The 11991-nt window shown below is 65.0% G+C and carries 10 protein-coding genes; 6 read left to right on the forward strand and 4 right to left on the reverse strand.

Annotated features, from left to right (window positions below):
* Nucleotides 1-48 precede the first annotated feature (48 nt).
* The 4 genes from FJ546_RS15320 to FJ546_RS15340 all read right to left on the reverse strand — a co-directional run bounded on the left by FJ546_RS15320 (nucleotide 49) and on the right by FJ546_RS15340 (nucleotide 4585).
* Entirely contained in the window at nucleotides 49-888 is an 840-nt protein-coding gene (locus FJ546_RS15320; RefSeq protein WP_010912697.1) for a carbohydrate ABC transporter permease, read from the reverse strand.
* 227 nt (nucleotides 889-1115) lie between these two features.
* A complete protein-coding gene (locus FJ546_RS15330) occupies nucleotides 1116-2045 on the reverse strand; it encodes a sugar ABC transporter permease (protein WP_095773339.1) in 930 nt (309 codons plus the stop codon).
* Between the two features lie 233 nt (nucleotides 2046-2278).
* The gene (locus tag FJ546_RS15335) at nucleotides 2279-3538 is read right to left on the reverse strand and encodes an ABC transporter substrate-binding protein (protein WP_140890102.1); all 1260 of its coding nucleotides are present in this window, start codon (nucleotides 3536-3538) and stop codon (nucleotides 2279-2281) included.
* Nucleotides 3539-3655: 117 nt separating this feature from the next.
* Nucleotides 3656-4585 carry an N-acetylmuramic acid 6-phosphate etherase gene (locus tag FJ546_RS15340; RefSeq protein ID WP_181167944.1) on the reverse strand — a complete coding sequence of 310 codons (930 nt, stop codon included), beginning with the start codon at nucleotides 4583-4585 and terminating at the stop codon, nucleotides 3656-3658.
* Nucleotides 4586-4783: 198 nt separating this feature from the next.
* Between FJ546_RS15340 and FJ546_RS15345 the strand changes: the two genes are divergently transcribed.
* The 6 genes from FJ546_RS15345 to FJ546_RS15370 all read left to right on the forward strand — a co-directional run bounded on the left by FJ546_RS15345 (nucleotide 4784) and on the right by FJ546_RS15370 (nucleotide 11900).
* Nucleotides 4784-5665: an N-acetylglucosamine kinase gene (locus FJ546_RS15345; RefSeq protein ID WP_140890103.1), complete on the forward strand. Its 882-nt coding sequence runs from the start codon at nucleotides 4784-4786 to the stop codon at nucleotides 5663-5665.
* Entirely contained in the window at nucleotides 5662-6444 is a 783-nt protein-coding gene (locus FJ546_RS15350) for a GntR family transcriptional regulator (RefSeq protein WP_140890104.1), read from the forward strand. Before FJ546_RS15345 ends, FJ546_RS15350 begins: the two co-directional genes overlap by 4 nt.
* On the forward strand, nucleotides 6441-7475 hold the full coding sequence (locus tag FJ546_RS15355) for an SIS domain-containing protein (protein WP_140890105.1): 1035 nt from the start codon (nucleotides 6441-6443) through the stop codon (nucleotides 7473-7475). The genes FJ546_RS15350 and FJ546_RS15355 overlap by 4 nt, the downstream gene beginning before the upstream one ends.
* Nucleotides 7472-8644: an N-acetylglucosamine-6-phosphate deacetylase gene (gene nagA, locus FJ546_RS15360; RefSeq protein WP_140890106.1), complete on the forward strand. Its 1173-nt coding sequence runs from the start codon at nucleotides 7472-7474 to the stop codon at nucleotides 8642-8644. Before FJ546_RS15355 ends, nagA begins: the two co-directional genes overlap by 4 nt.
* A 10-nt stretch (nucleotides 8645-8654) precedes the next feature.
* Nucleotides 8655-9767, forward strand: coding sequence for an NAD(P)/FAD-dependent oxidoreductase (locus FJ546_RS15365; protein WP_140890107.1), 1113 nt, complete (start codon nucleotides 8655-8657; stop codon nucleotides 9765-9767).
* A gap of 75 nt (nucleotides 9768-9842) precedes the next feature.
* Nucleotides 9843-11900 (forward strand): ABC transporter ATP-binding protein/permease, encoded by a 2058-nt coding sequence (locus FJ546_RS15370; protein ID WP_140890108.1) that lies wholly within the window; start codon nucleotides 9843-9845, stop codon nucleotides 11898-11900.
* Nucleotides 11901-11991 lie beyond the last annotated feature (91 nt).

The raw sequence follows: 11991 nt of genomic DNA on the forward strand, positions 1-11991 counted from the left end.
TTCCTACTGAGAGGGTGAAGGCTCCAGCAGAGATTTGTAGGGTTCCGCTCACTTGACGGCTCCGGACGTAATGCCGCGGATCAGCTGGCGCGAGAAGATGACGTAGAGGATCAGCACCGGCATGATCGCCAGCGAGAGTGCGGCCAGGATGGCGTTCCAGTTGGTGACGAACTGGCCGAGGAAGAGCTGCGCGCCGAGCGTCACCGTCTTGGTCTCTTCCGACGGCGCCAGGATCAGCGGGAACCACAGATCGTTCCAGATCGGGATCATGGTGAAGACGGCGACCGTGGCCATGGACGGCCTGACCAGCGGCAGCACCAGCCGGAAGAAGATGGTGTATTCCGACAGCCCGTCGATGCGGCCGGCATTCTTCAGGTCGTCGGACACCTGCTTCATGAATTCCGACAGGATGAAGACGGCGAGCGGCAGGCCTTGCGCGGTGTAGACCAGGATGAGTGCGGTCAGCGTGTTGACCAGCCCGCTCGCCACCATCAATTGCAGGATGGCGACGGTGCCGAGCCGGATCGGGATCATGATGCCGAGCGCCAGATAGAGCCCCATCAGCGAATTGCCGCGGAAGCGGTATTCCGACAACGCGAAGGCCGCCATGGCGCCGAACAAAAGCACGAAGAACAGCGAGGCGACGGTGACGACGAGGCTGTTCTGGAAATAGTGGATGAAGTCGCCCTGGCCGATCACCGTGGTGTAGCCGATCAGGTCGAATGTCTTCGGCGTCGGCGGCGTCAGCGGCGCGCCGAAGATGCCGGCGCGGGACTTGAACGAATTCATGATGACCAGGATCACCGGAAACAGCGCGATCGCCGTGTAGGTCAACAGGATCGCGTGGGCGCCGATGGTGCGGGGCAGCGAACGGGTGGCGGTGCTCATTGGAAGGTCTCCTGACGAGCCAAAACAGGCGAGGCTGGCGCCAAGGCACCCCTCTCTGCCCTGCCGGGCGTCTCCCCCTCAAGGGGGGAGATCGGCAGCGTCAATCTCATCGCCCATTCTTCAACGGTGGCGATTTGCGAAACCGTTGATGGCATCCAATCTCCCCCCTTGAGGGGGAGATGGCCGGCAGGCCAGAGGGGGGTGTTCAGCCGTAACATCTCCACCCCTCAGAACTGGTAGCGACGCAGGCGCGTCTGGACGAGGAAGAGGTAGACGCAGACACCGCCGAGGATGATCAGGAACATCATCGTGGCGATCGCCGCGCCCATGTTGGGGTCGCCGACCTGCAGCTGGAAGCCGAAGAAGGCGCGGTAGAGGAAGGTGCCGAGAATGTCGGTCGAATAATTCGGCCCGGCGAGCGCGCCCTGTGCGGTGTAGATCAGGTCGAAGGCATTGAAATTGCCGACGAAGGTGAGGATCGAGATGATGCCGATCGATGGCAGGATCAGCGGCAGCTTGATCTTCCAGAACTGCGACATGCCGGTGATGCCGTCGCATTCGGCGGCCTCGATCACCTCGTCGGGGATCGACAAGAGTGCTGCGTAGATCAGCATCATCGGGATGCCGACGAACTGCCACACCGAGATCAGGCTGAGCGCGGTCAGCGCGTATTCTTCCTTGCCGAGCCACGGCGTGAACAGGCTTTTCAGGCCGATAAGGTCCAGCATGTGCGGCGCCACGCCCCAGAGCGGCGACAGGATCAGCTTCCAGGCGAAGCCGACGATGACGAAGGACAGGATGGTCGGCACGAAGATCGCCGTGCGGTAGAAGGCCGCGAATCTGAGCCTCGGGCTGGACAAGAGGGCTGCCAGCATGACGCCGATCGGGTTCTGCACCAGCATATGGATGATGAAGAACCAGACGTTATTGCGCAGCGCGTTCCAGAAATTCACCGACCAGTTGGGGTCGCCGAACAGCGTGCGGAAATTGTCCAGTCCGACAAAGACCTGGTGCTGCTCGATGTTGCGGAACAGCGACAGCTGCAGCGTGCCGGCGAGCGGCAGGATCATGATTGCCGTATAGACGAGCACGGCCGGCGCCAGAAAGATGGCGATATGCCAGCGGAACGGTCTTTTCGGTCGGATATCTGCGGCCATGAGTTCGGTTCCCGCCGTCTCTCGGTTCCAGACGATGTTGTTGCTAGATGATGCCTCGATGCACGGCCCAGACATCCTTCCGGTGCGGCAAGAACAAAGGCCTGCGACTGATCAGCCAGCCTTCCCCAAGACGAGCAAGGGTAAGGCCGCGAGGCGGTGCCGACAATCGCTATCTGAAGGGGATATCCGGAGCCGGCCAGGCATGCGCCCGGCCGGCTCCGTTGCCTGAGCTCTTACTTCGCCGGCTTATACCAGCTGTCGAGACCGGTCTGCAGTTTCTTGGCCGCGGCTTCCGGCGTGTCGGTGCCGTTGATGACGTTGGCCGATTCAACCCAGGTCTCGTTTTCGAGGTTCGGCGTGCCGCGCGACAGGATCTGGTAGGTCGAGCGGATCGTCGACTTGCACTTGCCGCGCCAGGAGACGAATTCCTGCGCCAGCGGGTCCGCCATCTTCACCGGCGAGGAGTTCAGGCTGAAGAAGCCCGGCAGCGCGTTGGCGTAGATGGTGGCGAAGTCCGGCGAAGCGACCCACGACAGGAAGGTCTTGGCGGCGTCGGCATGCTTGGAGGCTGCATTCAGGCCCATGCCGATATCGGTATGGTCGGAGATGTAGCAGGTGTCGCCGGCCTTCTCGACCGGCGGTGGGAAGGCGCCCATCTTGAACTGGGCCTGGGTGTTGAACAGGCCGATTTCCCACGAGCCGGCCGGGTAGATGGCGGCGCGGCCGAGCGTGAACAGGTTCTGGCTGTCCGGATAGGTCTGCGCCTCGAAGCCGTCGCCGAGATAAGGCTTCCACTTGGCCAGTTCCTCATAGGGAGCGACCCAGTCCTTGTCGGTCAGCTTCTGCGTGCCCTTGATCAGTGCCTTGCGGCCGTCCTCGCCCTTCCAGTAGTTGGGGCCGATGTTCTGGTAGCCCATGGTCGCGGCTTCCCAGAGGTCCTTGGTGCCCATCGCCATCGGGATGTAGGTGCCGTCGGCCTTGATCTTGTCGAGCGCGGCGAAGAACTCGTCGCGGGTCGTCGGCACCTTGATGCCGAGCTTGTCGAAGGCGTCCTTGTTGTAGATGAAGCCGTGGATGACGGACGCCATCGGCACGCAGAAGCTCGCCTTGCCGTCATCGGTCTGCCAGGCGGACTTGGCGACGGGCGAGAAGTTCTCCATGCCGGGCAGCGCCGAGAGATCGGCTAGGTTGCCCTTCTTGTAGAGTTCAAGCGACTTGTCGAAGGGGCGGCAGGTGATCAGGTCGCCAGCCGAGCCGGCGGCGAGCTTGGCACCAAGGGCGGCGTCATATTCGGTCGGAGCCGATGGCGCGAACACCACCTTGATGCCGGGATTCTTGGCTTCGAAGGCCGGGATCAGCTTGTCCTTCCAGATGGCGAGGTCGTCGCCGCGCCAGCTTTCGATGTTGAGCGTTACGTCCTCGGCGTGAGCCAACCCGGCCGAGCCGAGAATGCTGGTGCCCAGAAGCAGTGCCGTCAGTAATTTCGTTGTCATGCTCAGTCTCCCTGTTGACCTTTTTCAGGTTCGGTTTTGATGAGAACAGAGGCTTTTGACCCCTTGCTCCCCTCGCAAGCCCGTTTCACCCCGATGGAAATCGGGATGAAACAGGCCCTACTTCCTTGTCCGGGCATGATCTTTTCCGGAATCATGCTCGAGCGCGGAAAGGGCTGGCCGCAGCTTCTGGCCGGCCTCTTCCAGTATCCTTTGCGCCGCATCGGCGCTGTCGGCGCCGGCGGCGAGCAGGATGGCGGTCTTGACCGCGCCGCCGCTCTTTTCGAGCAGCCGGGCGGCTTCGTCCCTGTCGCGCCCGCTGATGGCGGCGACGATGCGCGCGGCGCGGTCGCGCAGCTTGATGTTGTCGGCCAGGAGATTGACCATGTACCCGTCATGGACATGGCCGAGATGGACGGCGGTCAGCGTCGACAGCATGTTGAGCGCGATCTTCTGCGCGGTGCCGGCGCCCATGCGCGTCGAGCCGGCGATCACTTCCGGCGGCGTTTCCAAGAGGATGGCGGTTTCGGCCTGGCGTAGCAGGGCCGAGATCCGATTGTTGGCAATGCCGATGGTGGCCGCACCGCGGCTGGCAGCTTCCTCGATGGCGCGCACCGCATAGGGCGTGGTGCCGCTGGCGGAAAGCGCGATCAGGCAATCGCCGGCGCCGATGCCGGCCTTGGCGACGGCAGCAGCCGCCGCCTCCGTATCATCCTCCGGGCCGCCGGCCAGGGTCCTGAAGGCTTCGTCGCCGCCGGCGATCAGGATGGCGATGCGGTCGCGGCGGATGCCGAACGTGCCGGGAAGTTCCAGGGCGTCGGCCAGTGCCATAAGGCCGGAACTGCCGGCCGCGGCATAGGCAAGCTTGCCGCCGCCGCTCAACCGGCCGGCGATGATCTTGGCTGCCTTGGCAATAGCGGGGATGGCGTTGCGGACGGCCTTCGCGGCTTCGATCTGCGCGTCGGCCAGCGAAACAAGGATGGCTTCCGGAGCTTGGATATCCAGCCCCTCGGCATCCCTGTGAAGCGCTTCGGTGCGCGTTTCAGCCATCCGTGTTCCTCCAATACCAGAACAATACCAAAAAAATACCACTTGTCCACATGCATTAACGAAATCGCGGAGAGGAAATCGCTGAGCCGGCGAAATGTGCAGGATTTTCAATAAAATACGGCTTAATCTTTTTGAAACGGAAATTAACCCTTGGCTATTGGTATTTTATTGGTATTATCCGCCCGGAGGAGAAATCGCGTGAAATTCGTGCTCGGCATCGATGGCGGCGGCACCAGCTGCAGGGCCGCCCTGGCAACAGTTAAAGGTTCGGTCATTGGCCGCGCCAAAAGCGGCGCCGCCAACATCCGCACCGATCTCACCGGCGCGCGCTCGAACATCGTCGACGCCGCGCGGCAGGCTTTCATTGCCGCCGGGCAGGATCCCGAACTCATCCCGCAAACACCGGCCATTCTCGGCCTTGCCGGCGCCAATGTCGGCACCTACCGGCAGCAGCTCGAAGCCATCCTGCCGTTCAGCATCAGCCGTGTCGAGACCGATGCCGAGATCGCGCTCGAAGGGGCCGTCGGCTCCGGTGACGGCGCCATGGCCATCCTCGGCACCGGCACCGCCTATATGGCGCGCAAGCATGGCACGTCGCGCGCCATCGGCGGCTGGGGCTTCCAGGTCGGCGACCAGGGCAGCGGCGCCCGCATCGGCCGAGACCTGCTGGAGCAGACGCTGCTTGCCCATGACGGCGTGCGCGCGGCTTCGCCGCTGACCGACGCCATGATGGCGATCTTCCGCAACAATCCCGAGGATGTGGTCGAATTCACCACCAACGCCAAGCCCGGCGATTTCGGCGGCTTCGCGCCCAAAGTGTTCGAGCATGCGCAAAACGGCGATGCCGTCGCCAACTGGATCGTCGACAAGGCGGTCGGCGATGTCGAGGGCTCGCTGGGCGCACTCGGCCTTTCGGATGACGCGCCGCTTTGCCTGCTTGGCGGGCTGGCGCCGCTTTATGCGCCGCGCCTGTCGGCGCGCTACCGGGCACTGCTCAAGCCGCCGCTCGACGACGCGCTGGGCGGCGCGGTGCAGATGGCGGTCCGGCTTTTCGCCAAGCCGGTGGAGGCGGCGCGATGAGCGACGCCGCCGACCAGATCTTCGCCACGCTGAAGCAATCCGCGCAAAGCGGCGCGCCGCTCTATCTGCAGCTGCGCAAGAGCATCGAGGACGCGGTCAATCGCGGCCTGATCGGACCGGGCGATGCGCTGCCCTCCGAGCGCGACATCGCCACCAAGGCCGATATTTCGCGCGTCACCGTGCGCAAGGCGGTGCAGGACCTGGTCAAGGGCGGCATTCTCGTCCAGCGCCACGGCTCCGGCACTTTCGTGGCGCCGCGCATGGAGCGCGTCGAGCAATCGCTGTCGCGGCTGACCTCGTTTACCGAAGACATGGCGCGGCGCGGCATGGCGGTGCGTTCGGCATGGCTGGACCGCGGCCTCTACGCGCCCTCGCCCGACGAGATGATGGTGCTTGGCCTGTCGTCGAGCGAGCTGGTGGCGCGCGTGGCGCGCCTGCGCATCGCCAACGACACGCCGCTGGCGATCGAACGCGCCTCGCTGTCGGCCCGCGTGTTGCCCGACCCGGCGAGTATCGGCTCCTCGCTCTATGCCGCGCTGGAATTGACCGGCAACCGGCCGGTGCGGGCGGTGCAGCGCATCTCGGCGGCCAATCTCGGCGACAGCGATGCGCGCCTGCTCGAGGTGCCGCCGGGTATTGCCGGCCTGCATATCGAACGCATCTCCTATCTGGCGAGCGGCAAGGTGATCGAATTCACCCGCTCCATCTACCGGGGCGACGCTTATGATTTCGTCGCCGAACTGCGGCTGACAGGGCCGAGCGAAGAGGGCCGACCATGATCTCCAACATCACCCATATGCAGCGCGAGATCGAGGAAATCCCCGAGGCCGTCGCCCGCCTGCTCGACGGCTCCGGCGCCGTGCTCGCCGAGGCCGGGCGCGGTATCAAGGAGCGCGACCCGCATTTCGTCGTCACCGTGGCGCGCGGCTCGTCCGACCATGCCGCGACCTTCATGAAATATGCCGTGGAGCTGACCGCGGGCCTTGCCGTCGCTTCGGTCGGTCCGTCCATCGCCTCGATCTATGGCCGCAAGCTGAGGCTCGACGGCTCGGCGTGTCTGGCGATCTCGCAGTCGGGCAAGAGTCCCGACATCGTCGCCATGGCTGAAACCGCCCGCGCCGGCGGCGCGCTGACGATCGCCGTCACCAACACCGCCGACTCGCCGCTGGCGCGCGCCTGCGACTATTCGATCGACATCCTTGCCGGCCCCGAGCGCAGCGTCGCGGCGACCAAGACCTTCGTCAATTCCGCCGTCGCCGGTCTCGCTTTGATGGCGCACTCCACCGGCGACGAAGCGCTTCTGGCAGCGCTGGCCCGTTTGCCCGAGCATTTCGGCAAGGCGATCGCCTGCGACTGGATGGGCGTGCTGGCCGAAACCATCGAGAAGCAGAAATCGCTGTTCATCCTTGGCCGCGGCCCGTCGGCGGCGATGGCCAACGAGGCGGCGCTGAAGTTCAAGGAAACCTGCGGCATGCATGCCGAGGCCTATAGCGCTGCCGAAGTCATGCACGGTCCGCTGGCGCTGATCGGCCCCGACTTCCCGGTGCTGGCATTGGCCGCCCGCGATGCGTCCGAACCGTCCGTCGCCGAAGCGGCCGACGGGCTGGCGGCCAAGGGAGCGCCGGTGTTCGTCACCTCAGCGCTTGCCAACCGCGCCACCCGCCTGCCGCACGTTGCCACTGGTCACCCGCTGACCGATCCGCTGGCGCTGATCGTTTCGTTCTACGTGTTCGTCGAGGCCTTCGCGCGCCATCGCGGCCTCGACCCGGACACGCCGCGCAATCTGCGCAAGGTGACGGAGACCGTATGAGCGACCGTTTTGCCCTGACTGGCGCCCGCATTTTCGACGGTGACGACTGGCATGACGATGCGGCACTCGTCGTGCGCGACGGCCTGGTCGAGGCTATCTTGCCCTCGGGCGCCATCCCAAGCGATATCCGTGCCGTCGACACCGGCGGCGGCATGCTGGTGCCGGGCTTCGTCGACATCCAGGTCAATGGCGGCGGCGGCGTCATGCTCAACGACCACCCCGATGTCGCGTCGATCGAGACCATCTGCCGGGCGCATGCGCCCTTCGGCACGACGGCGCTCTTGCCGACGCTGATCACCGACACGCCCGCGATCACTGCTTCCGCCATCGCCGCCGGCGAGGCCGCCGCTCGGCAAAAGGTGCCGGGATTCCTCGGCCTGCATCTCGAAGGCCCGCATCTGTCGATCGCACGCAAGGGCGCGCATGATCCGGCGCTGATCCGGCCGATGACGGATGCCGACCAGGCAATGCTGATCGCGGCGCGGCCGAAACTACCGGTGCTGCTCACCACGATCGCGCCGGAATCCGTCGATCCGGCGCGCGTTGCGGCCTTGGCCAAGGCCGGCATCATCGTCAGCCTCGGCCATTCCGACACGGGTTATGCCACGGCAAAGGCCTTTGCCGAGGCCGGTGCCGGCGTGGTCACGCATCTGTTCAACGCGATGAGCCAGATCGGCAACCGCGAGCCTGGCCTCGTCGGCGCGGCCGTCAACATCGGCACATTGTCAGCCGGGCTGATCGCCGATGGCATCCACGTCCATCCGGCAACCATCCGTGTCGCGATCGACGCCAAACAGGGGCCGGGCAAGATCGTGCTGGTCACCGACGCGATGGCGACGATCGGCACCGACATGACTTCGTTCACGCTCAACGGCCGCACCATCTACCGCAAGGAGGGGAGCCTCAGGCTTGCCGACGGCACGCTGGCCGGCGCCGATCTCGACATGATCTCGGCCGTCCGTTTCATGCACGATGTCGTCGGTGTCGATCTGTCCGAGGCCTTGCGCATGGCCTCGCTCTATCCGGCGCAGGCGATCGGCCAGTCGCACCGGCTTGGCCGCCTGGCCAACGGCACCGCGGCCGACATCGTTGCGCTGTCGGACGATCTTGACATAGGAAGCGTCTGGATCGGCGGCGACAAGGTGTTCGAGGCCGGCGCTTCACGCTGAAGGCGGGGCCATGCAGACAATCGATTGTGTCGTCGCCGGAGCAGGCGTCGTCGGGCTTGCCATCGCCAGGGCGCTTGCCGTGTCTGGCCGCGAGGTGGTGGTGGTCGAGCAGGCCGATGCGGTCGGCACCGTCACCAGTTCACGCAATTCCGAAGTCATCCATGCCGGGCTCCATTATGCGCCGGGAAGCCTGAAGGCCCGGCTCTGCGTCGAAGGGCGCCGGCGTCTCTACGCCTACTGCGCCGAGCACGACATCGCCCATAAGCGTACCGGCAAGCTGATCGTCGCCAGCGCGCCAAGCCAGACCGACGGATTGCGCAAGATCGAGGCCAATGCGCGACGCTGCGGGGTCGACGACCTGCAATTCCTGACGCGTCACGAAGCCGAAAACCTGGAACCGGAACTGACATGCGCCAGTGCACTCCTGTCGCCGTCGACGGGCATTGTCGACAGCCATGCGCTGATGCAGTCGCTGCGCGGCGAAGCCGAAGCCGCCGGTGCGTCCTTGGCTTTCCTGACCACCGTTGCCGGAGCGACGATCGGGACCGGCGGGATCCGGATCGACACGCGCGATGCCAATGGCGAGACCTTCGCCCTGGAGGCCGGCGCCTTCATCAATGCCGTAGGCCTCGAGGCGCAGGCCCTGGCTGGCCGGATCGACGGTTTCCCCGGGGATTTCATCCCCCGGCAGTGGCTGGCGCGCGGGAATTATTTCGCGCTTCCCGGTCGCTCGCCGTTTTCGCGGCTGATCTATCCGGTGCCGGTCGACGGCGGCCTCGGCGTCCATCTGACGCTCGACCTTGGCGGCGGTGCGCGCTTCGGGCCCGATGTCGAATGGATCGACCGTGTGGATTATACGGTCGACCCCGGCCGACGCGCCGTCTTCTACGAAGCGATCCGGCGCTATTGGCCCGACCTTGCCGAGGGTGCCCTGCAGCCGGCCTATGCCGGCGTAAGGCCGAAATTGTCTGGCCCCGGACAGCCTGCCGCCGATTTCATCATCCAGGGTCCGGCCGATCATGGCGCCGGGCGGATCGTCAACCTGTTCGGCATTGAGAGCCCCGGCCTGACGGCAAGCCTGGCCATCGCCGACCATGTCGTCGAACTGCTGTACCCGCGATAACGGCCGCGGTCAGGAATTTGTCATCTCAAGCGGCCGTCATGAAACTTTTTGATTTCGAGCTCGTTGTCGGGGCGTATGTCCGAGGCGAAACCCAGATCCAGACCGGCCGACGGCATCAAACCGCGCGGCGCCCCCAAGCCGCGACGGCGGCGTGACGATCGCTCGCGTGCAGAGGAGCCGGGCGAAAAGAAGCCACGCGACAAGAAGATGACGACCGTCGAAGCGGTCGCGTCCGGAACTGCCGGCGAAGCTCCGCCGCCGGAAGCCGTCGAACCCGATCCGGAACTGACGCCCGAGCAGGCAGAGCAGGCGCGCAAGAAGTACCTGCTGAAGCGATTCTGGATCAGCGGACGCGGTTATTGGGGACGGCACGGCGACAGGCTCGGCTGGCCGTTGACGGTCGGACTGCTGGTCCTGATCGTCGTCAATCTCGGCTTCCAGTACGGGATCAATGTCTGGAACCGCTCGATCTTCGACGCCATCGAGAAGCGCGACGCCCACACCGTCTATTTCCTGAGCGCAGTGTTCGTGCCTGTCGTGCTTGGCAGCATCAGCCTTGTCGTCGCGCAGGTCTATCTGCGCATGACCATGCAGCGCCGCTGGCGGTCCTGGCTGACCGCCTCGGTGATAGCGCGTTGGCTCGCCAACGGCCGCTACTACCAGCTGAATCTCGTGCAGGGCGACCACCAGAACCCCGAGGCCCGCCTTTCGGAAGATCTGCGCGTTGCCACCGAGGCGCCGGTCGATTTCGTCGCCGGCGTGATGGTCGCCACCCTGTCGGCGTCGACCTTCATCGTGGTGCTGTGGACGATTGGCGGGGCCTTGAGCTTCACCCTGGGAGGCTCGACCTTCACCGTGCCCGGCTTCCTCGTCGTCACGGCGGTGATCTATGCCGCGATCACCTCCACCTCGATGTTCGTCATCGGCCGCGATTTCGTGCGGCTCTCCGAAGAGAAGAACCAGACGGAAGCCGAATTCCGCTATGTGCTGACGCGCGTGCGCGAAAACGGCGAGAGCATCGCCTTGCTCGGCGGCGAGGAGGAGGAACGCAGCGGCATCGACAGGACCTTCGCCGGCGTGCTGAAGCGATGGGCGCAACTGACCGGCCAGCATATGCGCACGGCCCTGGTCTCGCAGGGCTCGAGCCTGTTCGCACCCGTCGTGCCGGTCTTACTCTGTGCTCCAAAGTTCCTTGAAGGCTCGATGTCGCTCGGCCAGGTCATGCAGGCGGCCTCCGCCTTCGCCATCGTGCAGGGCGCTTTCGGCTGGCTGGTCGACAATTATCCGCGCCTCGCCGACTGGAATGCCTCCGCGCGCCGCATCGCCTCGCTGATGATGTCGCTCGACGGGCTGGAGCGCGCCGAGCAGAGCGACGAGCTCGGGCGCATCCAGCACGGCGAGACCAAAGGCGATACGATGCTTTCCCTCAACGAGCTCTGCGTGACGCTCGACGACGGCACGTCTGTGGTCAAGGAGACGGAGGTCGCCGTCGAATCGGGCGAACGGGTGCTGGTTTCAGGCGAATCCGGCTCGGGCAAGTCAACGCTGGTGCGGGCGCTCGCCGGCCTGTGGCCGTGGGGAAGCGGCAGCGTCGATTTCCATCCCGACAAGCGGTTGTTCATGCTGCCGCAGCGACCCTACATCCCTTCGGGCGCACTGCGCCGGGTGGTCGCCTACCCAGCGGCCCCCAACAAGTGGAAGCTCGACCAGATCAAGGCCGCCCTCGACAAGGTCGGCCTCAGCTACCTCGCCGATCGGATCAAGGAGGAAGCGCCCTGGGACCAGACGCTGTCGGGCGGCGAAAAACAGCGTGTCGCCTTCGCGCGCCTATTACTGCATCGCCCCGACATCGTCGTGCTGGACGAGGCGACATCGGCGCTGGACGAAAAGAGCCAGGACCAGATGATGCAAACGGTGATCCGCGAACTGCCTGAGGTGACCATCGTCAGCGTGGCGCATCGCGCCGAACTGGAAGCGTTTCACACCCGCAAGATCACGCTGGAGCGGCGCAAGGGCGGCGCGAAACTGGTCGGGGATATCGACCTCGTGCCGCGCAACCGCAAACGCGGCCTGTTTCAGCGCGCCTTGTGGGGCTCCGGCACGAGGACCGAAAAGCCGCGGAAGACAAAGTAACGGTCCCCCACTCCCTAGTACTACAGTCGCAGATGCTCTCTTTTCTTGTAGTGGGCGATCATGGCTTGGGCCTGATGTTTTCGTCGCCATA

The sequence above is a fragment of the Mesorhizobium sp. B2-4-19 genome, from assembly GCF_006441315.1.
Taxonomy (GTDB): Bacteria; Pseudomonadota; Alphaproteobacteria; order Rhizobiales; family Rhizobiaceae; genus Mesorhizobium.